This window comes from Rhodococcus sp. P3_B8 (assembly GCF_056402775.1).
On sequence record NZ_JBFUGT010000003.1, the window covers coordinates 151,780 to 173,168 of the forward strand.

Genomic DNA, 21,389 nt, shown 5'->3' on the forward strand with positions numbered 1-21,389 from the left:
GGATCGAGGAACGGATCAGGTGTGCCGAAGCGGCCGGGCTGCCCCTGACCCTCTGGTGAGTAGACCGGAACGGCGACGTTGCGGTCGTGCGGGGGACGACATCGTCGACGAACACCCCGTCCTCTGCGAGCGCCGCAATCCCCGGGAGTAGCTGGGGCAGAACAATGGTGATGAGGATGGTCGCGGGTTGCCGAGGCCGGTTGCCCGATGCACTCGAACGGGGTCAGAGCCGAGTCCCTGATGATGCGCGGCGAAGGCGGCGTGCCGGGCAGGTCGTCGCGCGCAGCAGCTGTTGTCCGACGCCTCGGACGAGGCGTATCTCACCCGCAACGGGTGAGACACCGCGCCGGCACCAAGCCCTAGGCTCGAAAAGGGTCGGGTGGCCGGCGATCGGTCCCTCGATCACGGTTTGTCGCGTGGGGCCTCTCACCGATCCGTCCCGGCAGATGCGGGGGTCTAGTCCACATCAGGTTGTCGAGAACGAGCTCATGGCTGGACAAACGAGGAGCCGCTGGGGAGGTCCTCCGGGGCTGTATTTGAGAGTCGCCCGATCTGCTTTTCCCACTGCTGTCTTTAGAAGCGAGGGTCAACGGTGGGCTGCCGAACAGCCTGCGGCGCAGTACGAGTCAGGACCGGCGCAGCAGTTCCCGCCGCAGCCGGCGGCCCCACCGGCGGTGGGGGTCGACCGGATCTCCGCTCTGAAACAACTCGGCGAACTCCGCGATCACGGGGTGCTGACCGATCAGGAGTTCAACACCGAGAAGGCCGGGATCCTGGCCTCCTAACCGCATCATCGAGTGGACGGAGCACCGCTAATGGACGGCTTCTGGGATTTCTTCTGGTTCGTCACCGTCACTTTCCTGTTCGTGGCATACCTGATGGTGCTGTTTCAGATCATCACCGACCTGTTCCGGGACCACCAGATGTCCGGGTGGCTCAAGGCGATCTGGATCGTCTTCCTGTTCGTCGTCCCGTTCCTGTCCGCGCTGATCTACCTGATCGTGCGGAACGAAGGCATGACCGAGCGGTCCGCGGCGGCCTTCGGTCAGGTCAAGCAGGCTCAGGACAGCTACATCCTTGAGGTGGCCGGACAGTCCCCGGCTCAGCAGATCGCGGATGCGAAGGCGCTGCTCGACTCCGGCGCGATCACCGAACCGGAGTTTCAAGCGATGAAGTCCAAGTCACTGGTGTAACGGCGGCGCCGGTCCCGGTTCGGCCCCTGGGCTGGGCGGCGCGGCGGCGGTCCTGGCGGTGTTTCCACTGTTCGCCAGGCCGCCCGATTCCGTTCGGTCTTCGAGGGGGAACGATTCGCATGAGCGACGCCACCAGGCATACCCGCATCGAATACGACGTCGACGGATTGAACTGGAGAACGCGGGCGTTGTGTCGGGATGGTCACTTCGACCAACTTTTTGTACGGGGTGCAGCCCAGCGCAAGGCCGCGCTCCTGTGTCGGCACTGCTCGGCGCTGTAGCCGTAGTGCCGCAGGACCGTCGCGGCGGTGGCGCTGGAGCGGGGGATGTGCCCGGAGTAGCCGTCCCAGTCGTTGGCCAGCTCGGCGATCTGGCCGTTGCCGACGCGGTGGTGGTTGCGGCCGGTCAGCAGCGCCGCCCGCGTCGGTGAGCACATCGCGGTGGTTGGGAATCGGTTGTAGGACACCCCCTCGGTGCTGATCCGGGTCAGGGTGTCGGTGCGGACCTCGCCGCCGAAGGTGTCCGGGAGTCAGGGTCCGGCGTCGTCGATCAACACGATCAGCACGTTGGGTGCGTCCTCGGGCAGTCGGCGTTTCTTCGGCCGCGGCCGGTACACCGATTCCTGCATGGTGCGTCCGGCGATGCTGCCGGACGGGGGTGGGGGAAATGGCAGCGTGTCGCCACCGGGGATCGGATCGGCAATGATGCCCATCGTTCTGCCCTTTCGAAGGCGTACCAAGATTTGGCGCCGTGACCCAGACCGGCAGCGCCGTCTGGCACAAACAATCACAGCACGAATCCGTCGGTCCCGCGATGATCCTTTGCGGACGGAAGAACCCACGCCGGCCCGTCCCGATCACCGGCCGGCGACCCGAACTCGCGCGCTGGGGCGGTCTCAGCGAGGACGTCATGGCGGCGGCAGGCGATGCAGGTCTGGGTCGACGCGCCCAAGGGGGGCCGGCGAGCGGCCGGGCGCCATCGCTATCAGCTGATCGGTGAGGCTCGGTGACGGGAGGGAAGGGAGTCGCCCCGCAGATGATGCTCGAGGTCGATTTCGGCGGCCGCGGGCGTGTCCGAGCCTCACGGACCGAGTGGTCCTGGCGGCGTGTCGTGGTCAGTGTCCGGTGAGGGTGCGGTCGGTGTCGATGTGGACGTCGAGGTGGACGCCGACCTTGCTGCCGAGGTTGACCAGGGCGTCGAGGGAGAACTTGCTCAGTTTGCCGCGGTGCAGGTCCGAGATCCGCGGTTGGGTGACGCCGAGGTTGTCGGCGGCCACGGCCTGGGACCAGCCGAAGCGGTCGATCTGTGCGCGGATCGCGGTCATCAGGTCGGCGCGCAGCTGCCGGTTGTAGGCCTCGCCGGGGGTGTCACTGATCGCCTCCCACACGGAGGTGGTTTCGGTGATGTCTTTGTCGGTCATGATCTCTCCTGTGCGTATGCCTGGGCTGCCTTGTAGCGGCGTCGGCCGAGGTCGATGTCTGCGTGCGAGGTCTTCTGTGTCTTTTTGTGGAAGCAGTGCAGTACGTAGATCGCCTCGCCGAACTGGGCGACGTAGAACGTTCGGAAGGCGCCGTCCGGAGTGCGAACCCGGATCTCGCGGCATCCGGGCCCGACGTCCTTCATCGGTTTCCAGTCGTCCGGATCGAGCCCCTGTTGAGCCCGGCCGAGTTGGTAGCCGAGATCGTCCTGTGCGGCGGCGGGCAGATCGCGCAGGTCGTCGAGTGCGCTACCCACCCATCGGATCGGTTTCTCGTCACCTCGGTTCACCTCCCTAGGTTATATCAGTACGAATATATGCTGTTGTGTGAGGTGGAGGCCCGAAGGTGTTGCGCGTCGTTGAAGGTGACGACGACGGCGTCATTGAGGTTGACGACGATGCGGTGCGAGAACGGCCCCGCTCGGGGGTGGTGAGCGGGGCCGTGGTGGGCGTGGTGACGGGGTGGTCGTCAGGTTGACGCGGTGGTGGTCGGGTTGATGCGGGTCGGGTTCAGTCCGCGGCGATCTCGCTGATGGCGATGCGGGCGGCCTTCTCGTCGACGATGGCGTGGTCGGCGGCGAAGGCGGCGGTAAGCGCGTGCAATGCGAGGTTGTTCACCGCGCGCGGGTATCTGCGTGAGGCGCCCACGGATGAGCCCGATCGCGTCGTCGGAGAACAGGGGGTCGTCGCGGCCGGCGATGCGACAGCGGTGACGGATGTAGTCGGCGGTGTCGGCTGCGCTCATCCGCGCGATCGTGTAGCGCACGGCGAGGCGCTGGTCCAGCGCGGCGAGCACACCGAGTCGGAGGCGGTGCCGCAGGGTAGGTTGGCCGACCAGCACGACCGCGAACGGGGAACGAAGAGTCCCGCTCGTGGTTGGTGAGCAGGCGGATCGCTTCGCGCCTGTGGTTTCCGATGCGTTGCTGCTTCCGGTTCATGAGATGAACCCGAAATCGCCTCCGCAGCAAGTTAATACAGACAGCGAGGAGTCTATGTCGACTGCCGCTCGATCGGGCACGGACGTGGCCTCGATCACCGAGATCGTCGGTGCGGCGCGGGCGATCCTGGTCACAACGAGGCGGAGGCGCTGAACGCCGTCCTGGCGGGCGGTGGGCCCCGGCACGCCCACAGGGCCGTGTTCCGGCTCCCAGGCAGGCCCCCAGCGGCGAGCCCTTCGGTTCCTGATCCGGCCCCGATCCGGTCATGATCGGGACTCCGGGAGCAGGTAGAACCTGGACCGGGAACCGGCACGGCGGTATCAGCGGCATGGTGGAGATGCTGCCGTGGCCTGCGTGCGTGATGCGGGGGGTGTGGTCCTGCTGCTCGTGGGGTGCAGTGATCGCTCGACCAGCGGCACGAGCGGATAGGTGCAGACGCGGGAGCTTCCCGATCGGTGAAGCAGAATGGGGTGCCATGGACGATGTGGAGTTGGTCGAGCAGGTGCGGCGGCGTTGGGAGCAGGGTGTCCCGCCGAAGGTGATCGCGCGTGCTCTCGGCGTGCGGCCGTCGGTGGTGGCGCCGTTGGTGCGACGAATCGCTGCCGAGGCCGACGCGTCCCGAGGATTGGGGCGGGTGCTGGGGTGCTGGGTCAATTGCGGCTGGAGTGTCGGGCTGGGCCTCGAGGGTCATCCGGAGTGGGCGGAGTTGGATGCTCCCGCCGGTGAGGCCGAAGGCTTCGCGCAGGTGTTGGTGGCACGAGAGGGACGGCGTGGTCGGGCGACGCTGCGGGGCTACCTGGCCGACGTGCACTGCCTGGGGGTGAAGAACACCCGTGACCCCGAAACCATGGACGCGGGCAGGATCCCCACCGCCGTCCGCAGGTACTACGCGGCGTTCGACCGTCCTGCGGAGGAGATTCCGATCGAACTCGGCCGTGAACTGATCCTGGGGGCGGCGGCGTATGCGCGCGGGCTCGGTTTCGAGCCCGCGGAGGCGTTCGATGGTGATGCCGCCGCGTTCCTGGGTGAGTGGGACGGGCCGGGGCGGATCGAGTTCGGGAGGGACGGTCAGCCGTTCTACCTCAACGGGCCCTACGACAATCCGGCTGCTGTCATGCGGACCCTCGAGCGGTCCGTGGGTGCGGGGAACTTCCACTTCTCGGTGGCCGCGGGACCGATGTGACCGCCGCGGACAAACCCGACGTCGAGGGGAACGCCCGACTTCATGGGCCGTGAGCCGAGCACCAGCAAACGCCGGCACGCGAACGGCAAGCGCCGCGACCAGCCGGACACCACAGACGGACCGGCATCGGTGTTCGATGGGATCGTGGTGGGCGGGCGGCGGATGTTCGTTGTCGGCTACACCGCGGGCGGCGCCCCGTACGGTTGTTTCGAGGACGAGTCGGACGACGACGCATTCGACGGTGTCGCCGCCGATCCGTTCGGCTGGCCCGGCGCGGGCCCGGGCCGGTCGGCCCATCCTGTCCGGCCCACTCGATTCGACCCCGGTCCTACATGTGCGCTCTCGACGCCGGCACCCACATTTCGGGTGTGGCGGTGCCGAAAGTACATGTCGAGACGGGATTTCGGTTGGTCCGGCGGGCCTCTCGGATCTACTACCGGACCCGAGCGACTGCGAGTACCCCGCAAAGTAATCGGCATGACCGATCACCTCTACCGGTGGCTGGTTCGCCGGCACCGGACCTACCTACGTCCCTATTGGATGCCCCGATGGCTGAGATTGTCCGCACGCCGATAGGCCCGCACGCCGATCCGCACCCAGCACATCGACAAGGCTCAGCTCAACCAACCAAGCAGGGCTCTGTGGGCCACGCGGGCCGCAGCATCGGCCACGCGCCACCATCCAGCCCGATCAGAACGAGCAAACCGTAGTGGCAGAACGAGCAGCTCGGGTAAGAAAGAGGAGCAATGGCGGTCAGGGGACAGTACCCGCCGCCGGCGGTTACGAGGCCACCTGCGGCGTCCCCATTAGGGTCTCAAATCCGGTGACCTATCGCCGCAGCGCTCTGACCTGCTGAGTCGGACGTGTCCACGGCTATGTCACCGACGTTTGTCTCAGATTCGTGGCATTTCTGCGGCAACCCCACGTTGTGGCACGGAAGTGGCTCCGTTTCCCGTCGCAGTTAAGCACCGAGTTCGGCACACTAGGGGCATGGCGGATCAGCAACAGGAGCAGTCGTGGTCAGCCCGGTACGTGTCACTGTTAGCGGCCGAACTAGCCGCCCGCGGCRTGTATTACCCGGACGAGATGCTGGCGGTATTTGTCGACAGAAACGCCGCCGCGGTCGCCGCGATCGCCGGTATCACTGAGCGCGACGCCCAGCTGACGATCAACGCGGACGCCGTTCCTGCGTGGGCGGACATGTTTGCGGGGATGGCAGCCGATTTCACCGCGGACGTGGACGTCGCAGAGGTGCCGCTGGTTCGTATCCCGATGGCGACGGCGGCGAAAACGTCGGCCGCCTTGACCGAATGCCACGCAATGCTCATGTACTTCATCGAAACGGAACAGGAGCTGGCCTCCGACGACGAGGCCGCCGCAGACGTCCTCACCGTGCTCGTCGCTCAGGGGGACACAATTTCTCGGTTGTCGCGGCACCTGGCCACCGTGATCGCCGATGCGGCGTTCACTGCCGGTGATGTGCTCGTTGAGGAGGACTTCTACGAAGCGGTCCTCGAGGTGCTCACCGAGATCATCGAAGGCGACGACGCCGAAGCTCACGATCAACTGCTCCCCGGTTGGTATTGCCATGACTGGCGTGACCCCGATCCCCTCGCAGGGCCGTGGGAGTCGTGTGGGAACCCAGCGCACTCGCTCACCGGGATACTCGACGCGGCGGTCACCGAACTCCACGACACCCACATCCACGTGGAGTAGCCAACGGCCGTTGGGGAACAGGGAACCAAGGGCGTTATGGGCGATGGCGAACTCATCGAGAACCTTGTCCGCCGTCCGAGTGCGGTTCGACTCCGCACCTTCGTGGCCCTGATCGTTGCACCCGGTGACGCAGCAAGCCGTGATTGAACGGCCGTGTCACACCCGAATGGCGGATCCGCCATCGCTCCGGCATCAACCGCGAGATTCCGCCACGAAGAGCGATTCCCTTGCCTATGACATTTCGAGACGCTGCGACCTGCGCGTTCATCTTGGGCCTCACGGCTATGGCGACCGCGATCTGTCTCAACTTGGTGGCATTTCTTCAGAGGACAATCTCGCTCCCACCAGGGTTGGCCGTGTCCCATGGTTCCGGGGCGTTGTGCGGAGTTCGCCCGGGGCAAACGGGAACGCGCAGCTCAGAAAGTCTCGGTCCACGCCCCACTTCCGGAACGTGCCGATCACCGCACGAACCCAAGGTTCCTCTTACGGAGCGGTATCTAACGGCCACGCCGCCGGTTGGTCAGGATTTGACGAAGTGGGCGTTGATCATGACGTGGGTGGCGAGGCTGGCACAAATTTTCGTGTAGGTCAGGCCCCTCGTTATAAACGCGCACAGCCCTCGACGTTAGTGGTGGGGAAGGCAAGACTATAAGCACTGAGTGGTCCGCATCGACCCCAGCCCAGATAGGGGCACTGCCATGCAGTCCGACGAACCTAACCAGGAGCAGAGCCTGCGGAGCGACCAGATAGCGCTTTCGCGCCGCACAGTTGTCGCCGGTATCGGCGCTGCAGCAGCTGCCTTGGCCGCTGGTAGCGCGCTGTTCGGTAGAACGCGCGCGTCAGCTGCGCCCGGGCCCAGCGCCGGCCCAGCTGTGAAGCCCGCGGGTGCACCCGTGAAGACCGGCAGCGTTCCCGTCGGCAACGTTCCCGTCGGTGGCGGCGCGGTGCTCGGCGATGCTGTCGTCACACAGCCCAGCGGCGGTGACTTCCGCGGGTTCTCGTCGACATGCACGCACGCGGGGTGCACCGTCTCCGACGTCTCCGGCGGTACCATCAACTGCCCGTGCCACGGCAGCAAGTTCAACCTCGATGGGTCTGTGCACACCGGTCCAGCGTCCGCTCCGCTCGCCCCACGGAGCGTCTCCGTTCAGGGTGACTCGGTCGTAGTCGGCTGAGGTATGTGACCACTCAGGGACCGACCGCTTCCCTTGTTGTACTCGCGGATGCCCGTTCGGCCACATCTCTCCGATGATGCCGTTGGCGGACGCGGCTCTCGCGATGCCCCATCGCGTCACGTTCGCCACAACCGCCGCGTTCGCCACGGGCGCCGCGTTCGCCACGGGCGCCGCGTTCGCCACGGGCGCCGCGTTCGCCACGGGCGCCGCGTTCGTGGCGACGCTGCGCGCGCTCGGTTTCGACCTGGCAGGCAGGAATCACTACAGAGGCGACGGCTGCTGCCGCAGTCCGGTTTCGCGATTCGATTCCGGAGCCAGGTCCCGACTGAAGGATCGGGATGACCGCGTTCGTCGAGGTGGGTGGGATACGAACCGGACCCGACCTGTTGCCGATCGTTGTCCGGTCATCGCTACTGCACCACCACCGAGGACTACGCTCTGACGGTCATCGACGTGTCGGGAGTTGGGGCAACTGTGTCGACGTGGACGGGGAGTCCCGGACAGACGGTGCGACCCACCGCGACCACCAGCCTGCCTGTCGATTCGATCAGTGTCGAGGTGCGGGCCGGGGACAACGATCAGGTCCTGCTCTCAACGGTGTTGTGAGCAGTGGCGTGTACCGGCCCTGCCGCGTAGAACCCGGATAGGCGATGACCTCGTCATCCGACGGTCAAGTCGCCGTGCATGTTCGGATGGTACGTGCAATGGAATGGGTAGGTTCCGGGTGCCGACGGCACCGTCAGTGTCGCGGTCTCGCCGCCCTCGATCTCGACGTCGAACGCGCCGCCGGTGTCTGCGGTCATCGTGTGTTCGGCCGTGTCATTGTTGCGAACAGTGACCTGCGTGCCGGGTGCCACCGTGGCGGGCACCGTGTAGGCAAATCCCGAGATGACGATCTCGTTCGCTCCCGCCGCCACGGCCCCTTCCGATGACGGCATCGACGTAGTGTCGGTGAGCACCGGGGTGGGTGCGTAGTCGACGGTGCTGCCGCCGTCATTGCTGCAGGCGGTGAGCGCACACGCGGCGAGGAAGGCAGGCCCCAGCAGAGCTGTGGAGAGCTTCATATCCGATACCACGATTCATCGGCCCATTCCGTTCACTAATATGCGTGCCAGAAAATTTCGCCCGCCCCGACCCGTGCGGCACGGGCAGGGTCATCGACTGCCGGCGGTGACGCTGTGGCAGCACTACGGGGATGTTCCGCAGCCGCGGGTGTATCCGCACGGCTCGTTCACTGCCGGCGGTCGGTGCTTGACGGCGTTTCGTTGGTGGATCCGGGTGCCGACGGGTGCCGTGGGAACCGAGTATCAACCGTGTCGGGCGACTCGGTGAACGGGTCCTGTGTGGTTGCCACGTGCACACGGCGGGAGCCGGTCCGGTCCGGGGCCGCTTGCGTGAGGTTGGAAGCCGTGTGGTGTGCTTCTTGAACTGTGTGTTTTGCGGTATGTTGTCGCAACTGCGACCATATATGTATGGGTGAGATGTCGGTGGCGGCGGCGGCCGCCGAGCTGGGCGTGTCCGGCCGGCAGGTCACTCGTCTCGCGCGGGCGGGGGAGCTGGTGGTCACGCGGGAGGTGGGGAAGGCGTTGCTGTTGGATGCGGGGTCGGTGCACCGGGTGGCGCAGACGGACCGCCATCGTGGCCGACCGTGGAATGGGGATGTGGCGTGGGCGGCGTTGGCGATGTTGTCTGGCGTGGGGGTGGATTGGATTTCTCCGTCGCAGGCGAGTCGTTTGAGGCATCGGCTGCGCCGGGCGAGCGCGACCGAGGTGGCGTTTCTTGCCCGCCGGCGCGCGCGGGTGCAGCGGATGCGGGGATGGGGTGATGATCTGAACACTCTTGTCGCTGGTGGGTATGTGGCGGCCACCGGTGTCAGTGCGCTGAACCAGGTTCCGGGGGTGGCGGGCCGGTTCGGTTTGTCCGGGATGGGTGGTGGTGCTGTGGACGGGTATGTCGTCGACGACGACCTCGACGGTGTGATCGATACCTTCGGTCTGGTGGCGGACGGTGAGGGGGACGTGACCTTGAGGGTGGTCACTGCGCTGGACCGGTTTTTCACGACGACGACGTTGCCGGTGGCGRCGGYWGCGGTGGATTTGATGGAGTCGCTCGACACCCGGGAGCGCAGCGCCGGGGCGCGGGTGTTGGGGGAGTTGCTCGATGGTGTCCGGTGAGCGGCCGCAGTGGACGGTGCAGGCACCGGTCGGCGGGTGGGGGCCGCCGTGGCCGCAGGCCGCCGAGATCGCCCAGCTGATTCCGTCGGAGCAGTGGACGTTGATCGGCGGGTTGATGGTTCAGCTTCATGCGGTGCGTGCGGGTGTGCCGCCGACCCGGGCGACGGTCGATGTCGACATGGTTTTGCATATCGAGACCGGTGCCGCGACGTTCGGTGGGGTCCGCGCCCGGCTCGAGCAGCTCGGATACGAGTTGCAGATGCCGGTGAGGGGGCGGGTGCTACCGGTTCGTACGTTCGGGTGGTGTCGAGCAGGTCGATGTGATGGTTGCCGATCACCTGGCGCCCAAGTTACGGCCGAGGGTGTCTGGGCGTGAGGTGTTCGCGGTTCCTGCGGGCACGTCCGCGTTGCGTAAGACGGTGGAYTGYCTGATCGAGATCGATGGGGTGTCAACCAAGTTGAGTGTGCCTGACGTCCTGGGGGCGTTGGTGCTCAAGGGCGCGGCCTACCTCGAGGATCCCCGCGATCGGGGGCGTCATCTCGACGATGCCGTGGTGTTGGCGTGYGCCATCGAGAACCCCATGGCCGATCGGGMACGGATGAGGGGAAGCGATCGCGGCAGAGTCCGAGCCCTGGCCGAGGCATTGGCCGATCCGGATCATCGCTCGTGGCTGTCGATCCCCGAGCAACGCCGGAGACGAGGACGTGATGCGTTGCAACTGCTGGTCCAGGAGCCGAAAACGAGAGCTCCTCAGCAGCAACGAAATACACGATAATGAGACACTTTGTCGATGGCCGCTCTACCGGGCGCGGACGTGGCGTAGATCGCAGGTCCCCCCGACGGCGGTGCGGGGTGATCCTGGACGCCGAGGCGGAGGCCTCGAACGCTCCTCTGGCGGCGGTGGGCCCGGATCGGACCTGGTTCGATGAACCGGAGCTGCTGACCCCCGGGGTGGCCCGCCTGGGACCTGGAAACGGCCTTGTGGCGTTGCCGGGGGTCGGCCGGACGAGGGCGACGAAGTTGATTGCCCGTAAACGTCCCCGGCTGTTTCCGATCTTCGGTTTCGGTTGTGTGCCAGGTGCTGGGCACCGAGCGGGCACATCTGAATCCGGTCCGGGAGGCACTTTGCGCCGACGACGGCGCGTTGCATCACCGGYTGSTGTCGATCCTCGGGGACGCGGGYCTCGCCCGAGGAGATCTCGGTACTGCGGGTGTTCGAYGTGATCGCGTGGATGGGCGGGSAAGRATCGCGGCCTGGGCGAGCCGTCGGACCGGGAAAGATGACACGTCCCGGTGTGTTGTCTTCGGCAGGTGCACGAGGATGATGGTTATGCGGATGAAGTTTCACGAGCAGCTCGACGCGCTGACGGACCGTCTGGCGTCGATGTGCCGGCTGGCGGGGGATGCGGTCCGGGCGGTGACCGAGGCTCTGGTGCTGGCGGACCTGCCTCTGGCGGAGCGGGTGTTCGATCTCAACGAACAGATCGAGGAGTTGCGCGGTCCGTGTGAGGACCTGGCGATGGCGCTGTTGGCGTTGCAGGGCCCGGTGGCGCGTGATCTCCGTCAGGTGGTCACCGGTGTGCACCTGGTGGCGGATCTGAGCCGAATGGGCGGGCTGGTGCAGCATGTGGCCGAAAGCGTCCGCCGCCGCCATCCCGAGCACGTCGCCTCCGGTGAGGCGGAGGAATTGCTCTCGGAGATGGGGCGGGTGGCGGCCGAGTTGGCCGGCCTCTCGCCGAACGGGTTCTGCGCACGCATGATCCCGAACTGGACGCCGAGATCGGCAGACGCGACGACGAGCTCGACGACCTGCATCGACGGCTGCTCACCCTGATCGAGGATCCGGCCTGGACCGGCACCATCCCGGCAGCGGTCGATGTCACGTTGTTGGGGCGTTTCTACGAGCGCTTCGGTGACCATGCCGTGACCGTGGGACGGCGGGTGATTTCCTCGTCACCGGGGAACCGTTGACCCCGTAGGTGGTCGTCGCCCCGGTGACCTCGGTGCAATGGTACGACGGACAACGCTGCGCCGTCATTGCTGCGTCATGGACACCGTCCACGACGCTGGAGCCTATATCGACGGGCTGAAGACACGTCCGGCACTCGGCCTGAATGGACTTGTCGGCATTGAGGTCGTCGGTGTCCAGAGTTTCCTTCGTCGTCGGCGCAGACTTCAGTGGTGTGTGCGGCGACCGGTGACTGTCTTGACCACGAACAACAAGATCACCGCCCCGAGTAGGCAGGTCAGGAAGCTGAAGATCAGCCCTCCTCCTTCGACGTCGACACCGAACAGCTTCAGCAGGAACCCGCCGATCAGTCCGCCGGCGATGCCGACGACGATGTTGAGGAGGATGCCTTGTTGGGCGTCGGTGCCCATGATCTTGCTGCCGATCCAGCCGGCCAGTCCACCGATGATGATCCAGCCGATGATTCCCAGTCCGAGCATCGTGTGGTCCTTTCCTGAGGCACCCGAGAGGTTGGTCTCCGGTGCATTTGGCACATCATGTGGATGCCGACGGCCTGTTGGAGTGGGTACCCCGAGACGTAGCGGCGTTGGCTCGCCCGTTCGCGCACCCTCTATCGCCGCCTCAGGTAGCAGTTCCGTCCGGGCTGGCTGGTAGCCGAGGGGCGCTGCCCGGATTCCGGGTTAGGGCCGGATCATTCGGCATTCCCGGTCGGGAAGTACACCGACCCGTCGCTGCCGACGCACCCACCCTGCACCGGGCCGGGACCGAAGTAGGTTCCRTTGAGCTGTCCGGAGCCGCCCGGGGACGTTGTTCCGGCGCCGGCACCGCCGACGCCGATCGCTCCACAGCTGTAGCTGTTCGTATCGGTCGGGTCGTTGTTGCTGGCGTGGAGTTGGGTGCCGGGAGTGTTCGGGTCCCCGTGCAGGTACGGTGCCGCGGAGGCACTGCCCGCCCCCGGCGCTGCCAGCGCGGCGATCGCGGCCGCGGTCATCGCCGCTCGGGATATGAAAGTGTTCATTCGATGTCACCCTCGATCTACTAGTCGTCGACTCGTGTCAACCGGTCGCCGGTCTCAGCAGTGGGCGTGGGACCTGCAAGGATCCGGCGCCCTTTTCCGCCAGGAGTGCACACCGGTCAGCCTGCTCGCCCATGACGGCCCGCGTCAATCCGCGCCCGATAGGTACGGCGCCCACAGTGTCAGTCGGTGGGGTGGGTGTCAGGGGCTCGGTGCCTGTTCGAGGAGGGCGGGGTGCCCGCCTTCTCCGGCGGGTATCGGGTAGAAGGTGTGGCCGGTGCTCGGGTCGAGCACCACGACGTGTGCGCCGTCGGCGAGGTGACCGGATCCGAGTTCGGTGAGGTGTCCGCCCTGTTGGTCGAGGACTGTGACGGTGCCGGATTCGGAGGCGACGTACAGGCGTTGCGCGCCTTGGTCGTAGGCGAGGACATCGGGTAGCTTGCCGGTGCCGGTGGTGCCGGCGGTCTGCCAGCTGTCGAGGTCGATGGTGAGCAGGGTGGCGTTGTCCTCGCAGGCAACGAACGCCAGCCGCGCCGCCGGGTCGAGGGTGAGGCCGTGGCCGCCGCGGCAGCCGGGTAACGGGACCCGGCGGGTGACGTCGAGTGCGTCGGGGTCGATGGCGGCGAGATCGCCCTTCCCTTGCACGGCGACCAGCATCTGGTCGGCGACCGGGTCGTAGGCGACGTTTCCGACGTCGCCGCCGAGGTCCACGGTGCCGCGTACCTGTGCGGTGACGGCATCGATGACCGTTTCCGAGCCGCCGGATTCGTTGGTGGTCCACACCGCACCGCGTTTCGAGTCGTACGCGATCCCATCGGGGTAGTCACCGGTGGGGGCCTGTCCGAGCACCGCGGCGGTGTCCTCGTCGAGGATGACCAGGGAGTTGTCGCCGGTGGCGGTGACGTAAACCCGGCGCAGCTCGGGAACGACGAGGACACCGTGCGCCTGGGACAGGTTCGGGATCGTACGTACCACCTGCCGGGTGTGGACGTCGACTTCGATGACCTCGCTGGCGCCGAGGTGGGCGATGAACAGCAGTCCCCGCGCGGGGTCGAGACTTGCGTAGTCGAAGCGTGAATTGTCGCCGGGGAGGGCGATTTCCGCGACCGGGTGCAGCGGCAGCGGGCTACTGCCGGGCGACGAGGGCGCGGAGGAACACGCGCCGACCAGGATCGACGCCATGACGAGTGCGGGCAGCAGCCGGGCTGGTCTCGGGCTGCGCCGGTCACCGGTGCGGGTGTCCATCCCGGCTCCCTCTCTGCTTCTGGATGGTCAGGTTCCGGGCGTGACGTGGGTGGCCGAGATCGCCTCGCGCATCGTGGTGGCCAGGGGGACGCTGTCGCCGACGGCCCAGAAGTGCAGGTAGAACAGGCGGGGTTGTTCGTCGAGGGTGTGGTTGTGGACCTCGACGACGTCGATGCCGCCGCTGCGCAGGGCGTCGATCACGTCTTGGATCTCGTTGCCGGTCATGACGATGTCGCCGTTGATCGCGGCCCGGCCGCCGCCGAGGGGTTGGAAGTTGATACCGGTGGTGACCCCGAAGGTGGGCGGCAGCACATGCCCGTTGTCCTCGATGGTGTCCTGGCGGGCGATGGTGAATTTGTAGATGCCGCCGTCCGCGGTGCCGTGCCGGCCGAGGGCGGTGTCGATGGCGGCGGTGTCCAGGTCGACCGGTGGTTGCTGCGCCGGAGGTACGGCGACCCGGGGAATCGCGGTGGCGTCGAGGGCGGCCCGGATCCCCTGGGCAAGCTGTGCGGGGTCGCCCATCGCCATCACGTGGGTCCACCACACCGGTGGGGTCTGCTCGAGGAGGTGTTTGTGGATCGCGGTCTGGGCGATGCCGTGGGCCTGGAGTGCGTCGGTGACCTTGGGTAGTTCGTCCTCGGTGACGACCAGGTCGCCCATCACCAGGGTGGCGTCGTCGTAGCGGGCGAAGGCGGCGTAGCCACCGAGGGACAGGCCAGGCTTGATGGGAAGGCCGCGGGAGACCACGTTCAGATCCGTGCGGGGCAGGGAGACCCGGTAGACGGTGCCGTCGTCGCCGAGCTTGCCGGTGCGGCCGAGGGCATCGGTGACCRGGGCCCAGTCCGCGTCGGTGGTCTGAGCCGGCGCCTGCCCGGATCCTTGCTGCGCCGACGTCGGGCCGCTGGTCGTGGAGGTGCTGGTGTTCCCGCAGCCGGCCACCGCGAGGACCAGTGTCGTGGCCATGAGCAGGGACCGAAATGGTGTGACCTGCCGATGGTGATGCATCCGTGCACCTCTTCGTCGTCTCGACGGCCTCCCGAACAACGGCCCCCTTCACGGTAACCACGGTTACAGTACGGTGTCCAGGGTCAACGCCCCGGGCAATCGGTGGCGGGCGCGATCACCGGTGGACATCCAATTGAAACCGTGGTTACATCACCGTTGTGGAACCAGAACCAGAACCGGAACCAGGCGAGCGCCCCGATGAATGGGTGATGCTGGTGTATCGCATCCCCCGCGAGCCCTCGACGCCCCGGATCGCGGTGTGGCGCAAGCTCCGCAAATACGGGGTTTTCCAGCTCGCCGACGGCGTGGTGGTCCTACCGGCGTCACCACGCACCCGGGAGCAATTCGACTGGGTCGCCGAGGAAGTCGTCGAGGCCGGGGGGCAGGCGGAGGTGTGGACCGCCGCCCCCACCACCAAGGAACAGCGGGACCGGATGCGGGCGAAGCTGTCAGAGGATCGGGGCACCGAGTACGACGAGATCACCGACGCCGCCGAAGCCGCCCGATCCCTGTCCGATCCCGCCGCCCGGGGCAAGAAGCTGGCCCAACTGCGCCGCCGCCTGCGGGAGATCGACAAGCGCACCTTCTTTCCCACCGCACAGGGCGACCGTGCGGAGGCGGCGCTCCGCGAGTTAGCCGCCGACCAGCGCGATGCGGCGCCGGAGCGAGTACGAACGGAGGCACGATAAATGCAGTGGGCCACCCGCGCCGGGATCCACATCGACCGCGCCGCCTGCGCGTGGTTGATCCGCCGCAACATCGACCCGGACGCGCAGTTCCTGTGGGTCACCGATCCCGCCGACGTCCCCGGTGATGCGACCGCGTTCGATATGCGCGGTGTCGAACTGTCCCATCATCACGGGGATTGCAGCTTCGAGACGATCCTGCGCCGCTACGAGATCACCGACCCGGTGTTGTGGGTGATCGCCGAGATCGTGCACGAGGCCGACATCGATGACGGACGCTACGACGCCCCGGAGGCACCGGGGCTGGATTCGGTGCTGCGTGGGCTGTCGCTGACCGGTACCGACGACGACACCCTCGCTGTGGCGACCCGGATCTTCGACGGGTTATACGAGTTTCACCGCCAACGTGTCCTGTCCGGCCGAGAGCCGTCCTGACCTCGGATGCGGCCCGGATTCTGTGCCGCATTCTGCCTTTCATGTTTCGGAGACCGACGTGAGTAGTAACGAACCTTCCACCCGCGCCACACCGACCAGCCCGGCCCGCTCTCGCCGCCGTGATCTGATCCCGCTGCGGGAGGCGACCTGGGCGTGGTTCCTGATCTCCCTGCAGACCTTCGGCGGCCCGGCCGGGCAGATCGCGGTCATGCAGCGCACCCTCGTCGACGAGAAACGCTGGATTGGGCAGAAACGGTTCCTGCACGCCCTGAACTACTGCATGCTGCTGCCCGGGCCGGAGGCCCAGCAGCTCGCGATCTACACCGGGTGGCTGCTGGGCGGCACCCTCGGCGGGCTCATCGCCGGGGTGCTGTTCGTCCTGCCCGGCATGCTCGCGATGCTCGGCCTGGCCGCGATCTACGTCGCGTTCGGCGCCACCACCATCGTGCTAGCCATCTTCGCCGGCATCGCCCCGGCGGTGCTGGCGGTGGTGGTGCAGGCCGTCACCCGGGTCGCCAAGCGCGCCCTGACCCGGCCGGCGCACTGGGTGATCGCGGTCTGCGCGTTCCTTGCCCTGGCGCTGTTCGCGGTCCCGTTCCCGATCGTCATCGCCGTGGCCGGGTTCGGCGGCTGGCTGATCGGCCGCCGCGGCGGCGTCGAAATCAGCAAAAAGACCCCGGTAGACGCAGAGGAGGCTCCGCCGTTGATCGCCGACGATGCCCTGCACGCCGACGCCCCCAGCCTGCGACGCACAATCCTCGTCCTCGGTATCGGTCTGGTCGCCTGGGCCATCCCGATGGTCGCCGTCGTGGTGTTCACCGGCCGGCACAGCGTGTTCACCGAGCAGGGCCTGTTCTTCTCCGGCACCGCGTTGGTCACCTTCGGCGGCGCCTACGCGGTCCTGGCCTATGTGGCGCAGAAGGCGGTGGAAACCTACGGCTGGCTCGGCCCCGGCGAGATGGTCCGCGGTCTCGGCCTCGCCGAGACCACCCCGGGTCCGCTGATCATGGTGGTGCAGTTCGTCGCGTTCCTCGGCGCCTACCGCAACCCGGGTGATCTCGACCCGTGGGTCGCCGCCACGATCGGGGCGCTGCTGACCACCTGGGTGACGTTCGTGCCGTGCTTCGTGTTCATCTTCCTCGGCGCCCCCTACGTCGAACGGCTCCGCAACAACACGCATCTGACGGCCGCGCTGTCCGGGATCACCGCGTCCGTCGTCGGCGTGATCGCGAACCTGGCCCTGTATTTCGCGATCCACACCCTGTTCGCGGACGCCTCGCTTCTGCATTGGGGTCCGCTGCATCTGCTGGTCCCGGACCCGGCCTCGTTCCGGCCGCTCGCGCTCGTGATCGGCGCGGCGGCCGGGGTGATGATCTACCGGCTGAACTGGTCCGTGCTGCGCACCCTCAGGGTGTGCGCGCTGCTCGGTCTCGCCGCCGGCCTGGCCGGGCTCCCCGTCACCTGACCACATCCACCGCGCATCCACATCGAGAGGAATGGAGGAACTTCGATGACCCCCACCGTCGCCGGTCTTGCACTGGTAACCGCCGAAAACAGTGGTGAGGGGCAACTCTCGGTCTGGCTCGCCCTCGCCGTCATTGCCCTGGTCTTGCTCGGCGGGTACGCCGCCACCCGCACCGCCGGATCGGACCGGGAGGGCAGTGCACGACCGCCGCGACCGGAACCACTCGGCCACCCCCTCGACCGCATCGACACGGTCTAAGCCGCTCACGGGTGCTGATCGCCATCGCAGTGGTGGTTGTCGGCGGCGGTGTGGCGTTCTTCCTCCGCCCGCAGGGCAAGACCCGCCGCTGACCCGACGATGACGCGCCCGCCCGGAGGCAACCGTCTCGGGTGGGCGCGTCGAGGGGAGCCCCGGCATCGGCCGGGGCGGTGGATCTATTCGTGTGGGGGTTCGCCGGTGACGACGTGGTCGGCGTGGTTGATGCCCTCGAGGATCAGCCGGGTCAGGTGGCCGTCGTGGATGCGGTAGATCACCCGCCGGCCTTCCTTGCGGGTGTCGACCAGGCCGGTGAACCGCAGCTTCGCCAGGTGCTGGCTGACCGCGGTGCGGGTGGCGCCGGTCTGCTCGATCAGGGCGGTCACGTCGGCCTCGCCGCGGGTGAGGAGCCACAGGATGTGCAGCCGGGTGGTGTCGGCGAGCATTCGGAAGGTTTCGGTGGCGGTGTCGAGGCGCTGCTGATCGGGGGCGATCGGGTGGCTCAGGCTCGCCGACGCGACAGCCGCCTCGCTCATCGGCTCCATCGCATTACCGCCTTCCTGCCGCCGCCATCTCGGTGATCGGCTCGGCCTGTGCCGGCCAGGCGCGTGCGGCGAGTAGTCCTGCGAGTGTAGCGAGGGCGGTCAATGCGGCGGCCGCGGTGACCTGCCCGACCTGCGCGCCCACCCACCCGGCGAGCGGGTAGGTCAGGATGAAGCAGGCGTGTGAGAGTGAGAACTGGGCGGTGAACACCGCACTCCGGTTGCGTTCGTTGGACCCGTAGCGCAGCAGCCGCGCCGACGGGGTGTTGATCATCGACGTCCCGGCGCCGAGCACGATCCAGATCCCGGCCAGCAGCACCCACCCCAGCGTCGGGGAGGGGGCGGCGAGCACCATCAGTGCGGCCGCGGCCAGCCCGACTGGCAGCACCGCGGACCCGGTCAGCATCAGCCGCCGATCCTCGACGGCCGCCAGCACCCGCGGCACCGCCAGCGCGATGAGCATCGAGCCGCCGCCGAAGCAGCCGAGCGCGACCGCGACCCCGGTGTTCGACCCACCGAGCAGATCCCGCACGTAGACGACGGTGTTGACCACCACCAGGGCGGTCGCGGCGGCGACGACCATGTTCATCGCGAGCAGCCCGCGCAGCACCGGCCGCCGGGCCATCACCCGCGCCCCGAGCGTGATGCGGTGGATCAGCGGCACCGACCGGTCCGCCGGGGCGGGCCGCGGCAGCACGGTGGTCATCACCAGCAGCGCCGAACCGACGAACCCGGCGACGGTGCCGAGGAACAGGTAGTTGTAGCTGATCACCGTGAGCAGGGCCGCGGCGAGGACCGGGCTGAGCAGCGACTCGAGGTCGTAGGCCAGCCGCGAGAGCGACAGCGCCCGCGTGTAGTCGGCCTCCTGCTTGACCAGCACCGCCGGAATCACCGACTGGAACGCGGGGGTGAACGTCGCCGACGCCGCCTGCAGCAGGAAGATCAGGACGTAGATCTGCCAGGTCTGATCCACCAGCGGCAGCGCCGCCGCGATGGCTGCCCGGATCACGTCCGCCCCGACGAGGAGCACCTTGCGCGGCACCCGGTCGGCGAGCGTCGAGATCACCGGTGCCACGCCGACGTAGGCGATCATCTTGATCGCCAGTGCGGTTCCGAGCACCGCCCCGGCGTCGGCGCCGGCCAGGTCGTAGGCCAGCAGGCCCAGCGCCACGGTGAGCAGACCGGTGCCCACCAGGGCCACGATCTGCGCCGCGAACAACCGGCCGAACGTGCGATGACGCAACACCTCGAGCACCCGGGACCTCCAGTCCTCTTCCCAATTCCTGTCGACCCGAACATAATCCTATATGTGCGCACTTGCGCAACCATGTGTGTTTGCGGGCGGACCCGAGGAGGAACGTTCCGGGTAGAGAACGCAGGTCAGCGAGGAGCTGGTGATGAGTGCGGCGTCGAGTCTCGAGGTCGAGGATCTGCGGTGGGTCTGGGCTCTGGCCGGGTTCGTTCTCGGCTGCGGCGCGGTGCTGGTGCTCACCCCGATCTACTTGGTGCTGGCCGCGGCCGGCCTCGGGCTCGCCGGGCTGGCCGTGTTCCATTTCGCCGGGCACCGCGTGGCCGGGGCGCGGCTGGCCTCACTCGGGTTGGGAGCACTGATCCCCGTCGCCGCCGGCGCGGTCCTCGTGGGCATCAACTCCCTCTGAGACGATCAGGAGACTGCGATGGGACTGGGGGCACGGCTTCTGGGCGATGGGCATGGTCACGCCGACGATGCCAGCGGCGGGCTGATCCGCCGTGCACGCCTGTACGAAATTTTCTCGGCGGCCGCGTTTGCGGGACGGCGCCGCCGGGTCTTCGACCGGCTGGCCGCACTGAGCGGCGCGATCCCGGGGGATCGGGTCCTCGACGTAGGCTGCGGTACCGGGTTTTTCGCGACCCGCCTGGCCACTGCGGTGCAGCCGGGCGGCCGGGTCGACGGCATCGACCCGTCCCCGCCGATGATCGACTACGCCGCCGGCCGCGGCGCTGCGCACTGCGTGTTCACGGTCGCCGCCGCCGAAGCGCTCCCGTTCGAGGCCGTCACCTTCGACGTGGTGACCTCCACACTGGTCATCCACCACATCACCCCCGGCAACCGGGCGACCGCGCTGGCCGAGATGGCGCGGGTGCTGCGTCCGGGCGGGCACCTGCTGGTCGCCGACTTCCGGCCCCCGGCCAACCCGGTCGCCGCCCACCTGATCAGCGCCCTCGCCGGACATGCCATGGCGCACAACCCGATCGGCGAACTCACCGGCCTGATCGAGCAGGCCGGGCCGGGCTCCGGGTCACCGGCACCGGCGACCACCGCCCCTGGCTGCACTACCTGCGCGCCGACAAACCGTCCTCGTGACCGGCCCAGGCGAACGCGGTGAGCTGAACCGCACACCCTGCCCGACTCCGGCGACGGTGTACACGCTGCGGGTATCGGGCCCCGGGCTTACCGTGGGGCCGATGGGAATGGGTCTGCTGATACTCGACCTGCCGCGCACTTGGCCGCGGCGCACCGCCTTGGCCACCGCTGCCGACGAGCTCCGCGACCGCGGCATCGAGCACTGGTCGGGTCTGGAGCTGCGCGCCACCGCATCCACCGGCACCGACCTGATCCGCCGGTTCACCTTCACCTACTGGGCCACCGCGACCGCCGCGCGCACCCATCACGGCGGCTACCTGGACCTGTGGGAGCGTCTCGATCCCGCCGAACGCGCCGCGCTCATGCACGTGGCTTCCGGTGCCGCTGTCAGCGCGGACGTCACCACCCTGCTGGTCCGCGTCGCGGGCGAGGGTTTCCTGCCGCGTGATCGGGACGGTCGCCCCCGGCTGCCGCGCAGCCTGCGCCATTTCCTGCGCGCAATGGACGACCGCCGCCGCTGACCAGAATCGAATCCGGTGTGCCGAGCCGGGTACACAGATCGGCTTCCTTT

Annotated in this window: 25 protein-coding genes and 4 pseudogenes; 18 read left to right on the forward strand and 11 right to left on the reverse strand. The window is 67.7% G+C overall.

Annotation, left to right across the window (positions count from 1 at the left end):
- Nucleotides 1-488: 488 nt before the first annotated feature.
- From AC1D1G_RS03035 to AC1D1G_RS03045, 3 genes and pseudogenes are all read left to right on the forward strand, one after another.
- On the forward strand, nt 489-785 hold the full coding sequence (locus tag AC1D1G_RS03035) for an SHOCT domain-containing protein (protein WP_477951042.1): 297 nt from the start codon (nt 489-491) through the stop codon (nt 783-785).
- A 30-nt stretch (nt 786-815) separates the two neighbouring features.
- Nucleotides 816-1,193 (forward strand): SHOCT domain-containing protein, encoded by a 378-nt coding sequence (locus AC1D1G_RS03040; RefSeq protein ID WP_477951044.1) that lies wholly within the window; start codon nt 816-818, stop codon nt 1,191-1,193.
- A gap of 119 nt (nt 1,194-1,312) precedes the next feature.
- Nucleotides 1,313-1,471 (forward strand): annotated as a pseudogene (locus AC1D1G_RS03045) (WhiB family transcriptional regulator); the annotation flags it as partial.
- Here the strand turns inward: AC1D1G_RS03045 and AC1D1G_RS03050 are convergent.
- The 4 genes and pseudogenes from AC1D1G_RS03050 to AC1D1G_RS03065 all read right to left on the reverse strand — a co-directional run.
- Nucleotides 1,468-1,905: pseudogene (locus AC1D1G_RS03050) on the reverse strand (sulfatase-like hydrolase/transferase); the annotation flags it as partial. The pseudogenes AC1D1G_RS03045 and AC1D1G_RS03050 sit on opposite strands and share 4 nt — an antisense overlap.
- A gap of 402 nt (nt 1,906-2,307) precedes the next feature.
- The gene (locus AC1D1G_RS03055; RefSeq protein ID WP_061043273.1) at nt 2,308-2,613 is read right to left on the reverse strand and encodes a helix-turn-helix domain-containing protein; all 306 of its coding nucleotides are present in this window, start codon (nt 2,611-2,613) and stop codon (nt 2,308-2,310) included.
- Nucleotides 2,610-2,960 (reverse strand): type II toxin-antitoxin system RelE/ParE family toxin, encoded by a 351-nt coding sequence (locus AC1D1G_RS03060; protein ID WP_477951046.1) that lies wholly within the window; start codon nt 2,958-2,960, stop codon nt 2,610-2,612. Before AC1D1G_RS03060 ends, AC1D1G_RS03055 begins: the two co-directional genes overlap by 4 nt.
- A gap of 220 nt (nt 2,961-3,180) precedes the next feature.
- A pseudogene (locus AC1D1G_RS03065) lies at nt 3,181-3,587 on the reverse strand (ExeA family protein); the annotation flags it as partial.
- 496 nt (nt 3,588-4,083) lie between these two features.
- Between AC1D1G_RS03065 and AC1D1G_RS03070 the strand changes: the two are divergent.
- The 4 genes from AC1D1G_RS03070 (at nt 4,084) to AC1D1G_RS03085 (ending at nt 8,288) form a co-directional block, all read left to right on the forward strand.
- Nucleotides 4,084-4,791, forward strand: coding sequence for a hypothetical protein (locus AC1D1G_RS03070; protein WP_477951048.1), 708 nt, complete (start codon nt 4,084-4,086; stop codon nt 4,789-4,791).
- 1,032 nt (nt 4,792-5,823) lie between these two features.
- Nucleotides 5,824-6,507 (forward strand): hypothetical protein, encoded by a 684-nt coding sequence (locus AC1D1G_RS03075; protein ID WP_477951050.1) that lies wholly within the window; start codon nt 5,824-5,826, stop codon nt 6,505-6,507.
- Between the two features lie 698 nt (nt 6,508-7,205).
- Nucleotides 7,206-7,682: a QcrA and Rieske domain-containing protein gene (locus AC1D1G_RS03080; protein WP_095864877.1), complete on the forward strand. Its 477-nt coding sequence runs from the start codon at nt 7,206-7,208 to the stop codon at nt 7,680-7,682.
- Nucleotides 7,683-8,042: 360 nt separating this feature from the next.
- A complete protein-coding gene (locus AC1D1G_RS03085; RefSeq protein WP_179443464.1) occupies nt 8,043-8,288 on the forward strand; it encodes a hypothetical protein in 246 nt (81 codons plus the stop codon).
- Between the two features lie 53 nt (nt 8,289-8,341).
- On the opposite strand, the gene AC1D1G_RS03090 is transcribed toward AC1D1G_RS03085, so the two are convergent.
- Nucleotides 8,342-8,746, reverse strand: a complete 405-nt coding sequence (locus tag AC1D1G_RS03090; RefSeq protein ID WP_095864878.1) for a cupredoxin domain-containing protein — start codon at nt 8,744-8,746, stop codon at nt 8,342-8,344.
- Nucleotides 8,747-9,154: 408 nt separating this feature from the next.
- On the opposite strand from AC1D1G_RS03090, the gene AC1D1G_RS03095 reads away from it, so the two are divergent.
- The 4 genes and pseudogenes from AC1D1G_RS03095 (at nt 9,155) to phoU (ending at nt 11,836) form a co-directional block, all read left to right on the forward strand.
- On the forward strand, nt 9,155-9,856 hold the full coding sequence (locus AC1D1G_RS03095) for a hypothetical protein (RefSeq protein ID WP_477951053.1): 702 nt from the start codon (nt 9,155-9,157) through the stop codon (nt 9,854-9,856).
- On the forward strand, nt 9,843-10,232 hold the full coding sequence (locus AC1D1G_RS03100) for a hypothetical protein (protein ID WP_477951055.1): 390 nt from the start codon (nt 9,843-9,845) through the stop codon (nt 10,230-10,232). Before AC1D1G_RS03095 ends, AC1D1G_RS03100 begins: the two co-directional genes overlap by 14 nt.
- Before the next feature lie 399 nt (nt 10,233-10,631).
- Nucleotides 10,632-11,081, forward strand: a complete 450-nt coding sequence (locus AC1D1G_RS03105; RefSeq protein ID WP_477951057.1) for a DUF6308 family protein — start codon at nt 10,632-10,634, stop codon at nt 11,079-11,081.
- A 106-nt stretch (nt 11,082-11,187) separates the two neighbouring features.
- Nucleotides 11,188-11,836, forward strand: a pseudogene (phoU, locus tag AC1D1G_RS03110) (phosphate signaling complex protein PhoU).
- 196 nt (nt 11,837-12,032) lie between these two features.
- Here the strand turns inward: phoU and AC1D1G_RS03115 are convergent.
- The 4 genes from AC1D1G_RS03115 to AC1D1G_RS03130 form a co-directional block, all read right to left on the reverse strand.
- On the reverse strand, nt 12,033-12,305 hold the full coding sequence (locus AC1D1G_RS03115; protein ID WP_095870945.1) for a GlsB/YeaQ/YmgE family stress response membrane protein: 273 nt from the start codon (nt 12,303-12,305) through the stop codon (nt 12,033-12,035).
- A 212-nt stretch (nt 12,306-12,517) separates the two neighbouring features.
- Nucleotides 12,518-12,844: a hypothetical protein gene (locus AC1D1G_RS03120; protein ID WP_095870946.1), complete on the reverse strand. Its 327-nt coding sequence runs from the start codon at nt 12,842-12,844 to the stop codon at nt 12,518-12,520.
- Between the two features lie 198 nt (nt 12,845-13,042).
- Entirely contained in the window at nt 13,043-14,086 is a 1,044-nt protein-coding gene (locus AC1D1G_RS03125; RefSeq protein ID WP_477951060.1) for a YncE family protein, read from the reverse strand.
- A gap of 27 nt (nt 14,087-14,113) precedes the next feature.
- Complete coding sequence (locus AC1D1G_RS03130; protein ID WP_477951062.1) at nt 14,114-15,049, reverse strand: DUF1259 domain-containing protein; 936 nt, start codon at nt 15,047-15,049, stop codon at nt 14,114-14,116.
- A gap of 251 nt (nt 15,050-15,300) precedes the next feature.
- Here AC1D1G_RS03130 and AC1D1G_RS03135 point away from each other — a divergent pair, with 251 nt between their 5' ends.
- From AC1D1G_RS03135 to AC1D1G_RS03150, 4 genes are read left to right on the forward strand one after another with little or no spacing between them, the layout of a single operon-like run.
- On the forward strand, nt 15,301-15,780 hold the full coding sequence (locus AC1D1G_RS03135) for a Chromate resistance protein ChrB (RefSeq protein WP_477951064.1): 480 nt from the start codon (nt 15,301-15,303) through the stop codon (nt 15,778-15,780).
- On the forward strand, nt 15,781-16,212 hold the full coding sequence (locus tag AC1D1G_RS03140) for a chromate resistance protein ChrB domain-containing protein (RefSeq protein WP_477951066.1): 432 nt from the start codon (nt 15,781-15,783) through the stop codon (nt 16,210-16,212).
- Between the two features lie 58 nt (nt 16,213-16,270).
- Nucleotides 16,271-17,677 carry a chromate efflux transporter gene (chrA, locus tag AC1D1G_RS03145; protein ID WP_477951068.1) on the forward strand — a complete coding sequence of 469 codons (1,407 nt, stop codon included), beginning with the start codon at nt 16,271-16,273 and terminating at the stop codon, nt 17,675-17,677.
- Nucleotides 17,678-17,722: 45 nt separating this feature from the next.
- Nucleotides 17,723-17,935 (forward strand): hypothetical protein, encoded by a 213-nt coding sequence (locus AC1D1G_RS03150; RefSeq protein WP_477951070.1) that lies wholly within the window; start codon nt 17,723-17,725, stop codon nt 17,933-17,935.
- A 176-nt stretch (nt 17,936-18,111) separates the two neighbouring features.
- Here AC1D1G_RS03150 and AC1D1G_RS03155 read toward each other — a convergent pair whose 3' ends face one another.
- Nucleotides 18,112-18,477, reverse strand: a complete 366-nt coding sequence (locus tag AC1D1G_RS03155) for an ArsR/SmtB family transcription factor (protein WP_477951072.1) — start codon at nt 18,475-18,477, stop codon at nt 18,112-18,114.
- Nucleotides 18,478-18,481: 4 nt separating this feature from the next.
- Nucleotides 18,482-19,729: an MFS transporter gene (locus AC1D1G_RS03160; RefSeq protein WP_477951074.1), complete on the reverse strand. Its 1,248-nt coding sequence runs from the start codon at nt 19,727-19,729 to the stop codon at nt 18,482-18,484.
- A 142-nt stretch (nt 19,730-19,871) separates the two neighbouring features.
- Here AC1D1G_RS03160 and AC1D1G_RS03165 point away from each other — a divergent pair, with 142 nt between their 5' ends.
- Genes AC1D1G_RS03165 through AC1D1G_RS03175 form a run of 3 tightly spaced genes read left to right on the forward strand, consistent with a single transcriptional unit; the run spans nt 19,872 to nt 21,339 of the window.
- A complete protein-coding gene (locus tag AC1D1G_RS03165; protein ID WP_477951076.1) occupies nt 19,872-20,132 on the forward strand; it encodes a hypothetical protein in 261 nt (86 codons plus the stop codon).
- An 18-nt stretch (nt 20,133-20,150) separates the two neighbouring features.
- Complete coding sequence (locus AC1D1G_RS03170; RefSeq protein WP_477951078.1) at nt 20,151-20,840, forward strand: class I SAM-dependent methyltransferase; 690 nt, start codon at nt 20,151-20,153, stop codon at nt 20,838-20,840.
- A complete protein-coding gene (locus AC1D1G_RS03175; RefSeq protein WP_477951080.1) occupies nt 20,815-21,339 on the forward strand; it encodes a hypothetical protein in 525 nt (174 codons plus the stop codon). Before AC1D1G_RS03170 ends, AC1D1G_RS03175 begins: the two co-directional genes overlap by 26 nt.
- Nucleotides 21,340-21,389 lie beyond the last annotated feature (50 nt).

What these genes read in the sequence shown, in the direction of transcription:
- AC1D1G_RS03165 (WP_477951076.1), top strand. Translation starts at nt 19,872, where the DNA reads ATGAGTGCGGCGTCGAGTCTCGAGGTCGAGGATCTGCGGTGGGTCTGG.
- AC1D1G_RS03115 (WP_095870945.1), bottom strand. Translation starts at nt 12,305, where the DNA reads ATGCTCGGACTGGGAATCATCGGCTGGATCATCATCGGTGGACTGGCC.
- AC1D1G_RS03080 (WP_095864877.1), top strand. Translation starts at nt 7,206, where the DNA reads ATGCAGTCCGACGAACCTAACCAGGAGCAGAGCCTGCGGAGCGACCAG.
- AC1D1G_RS03150 (WP_477951070.1), top strand. Translation starts at nt 17,723, where the DNA reads ATGACCCCCACCGTCGCCGGTCTTGCACTGGTAACCGCCGAAAACAGT.
- AC1D1G_RS03125 (WP_477951060.1), bottom strand. Translation starts at nt 14,086, where the DNA reads ATGGACACCCGCACCGGTGACCGGCGCAGCCCGAGACCAGCCCGGCTG.
- AC1D1G_RS03140 (WP_477951066.1), top strand. Translation starts at nt 15,781, where the DNA reads ATGCAGTGGGCCACCCGCGCCGGGATCCACATCGACCGCGCCGCCTGC.
- AC1D1G_RS03090 (WP_095864878.1), bottom strand. Translation starts at nt 8,746, where the DNA reads ATGAAGCTCTCCACAGCTCTGCTGGGGCCTGCCTTCCTCGCCGCGTGT.
- AC1D1G_RS03040 (WP_477951044.1), top strand. Translation starts at nt 816, where the DNA reads ATGGACGGCTTCTGGGATTTCTTCTGGTTCGTCACCGTCACTTTCCTG.
- AC1D1G_RS03135 (WP_477951064.1), top strand. Translation starts at nt 15,301, where the DNA reads ATGCTGGTGTATCGCATCCCCCGCGAGCCCTCGACGCCCCGGATCGCG.
- AC1D1G_RS03070 (WP_477951048.1), top strand. Translation starts at nt 4,084, where the DNA reads ATGGACGATGTGGAGTTGGTCGAGCAGGTGCGGCGGCGTTGGGAGCAG.
- AC1D1G_RS03170 (WP_477951078.1), top strand. Translation starts at nt 20,151, where the DNA reads ATGGGACTGGGGGCACGGCTTCTGGGCGATGGGCATGGTCACGCCGAC.
- AC1D1G_RS03100 (WP_477951055.1), top strand. Translation starts at nt 9,843, where the DNA reads ATGGTGTCCGGTGAGCGGCCGCAGTGGACGGTGCAGGCACCGGTCGGC.
- AC1D1G_RS03055 (WP_061043273.1), bottom strand. Translation starts at nt 2,613, where the DNA reads ATGACCGACAAAGACATCACCGAAACCACCTCCGTGTGGGAGGCGATC.
- AC1D1G_RS03035 (WP_477951042.1), top strand. Translation starts at nt 489, where the DNA reads ATGGCTGGACAAACGAGGAGCCGCTGGGGAGGTCCTCCGGGGCTGTAT.
- AC1D1G_RS03155 (WP_477951072.1), bottom strand. Translation starts at nt 18,477, where the DNA reads ATGGAGCCGATGAGCGAGGCGGCTGTCGCGTCGGCGAGCCTGAGCCAC.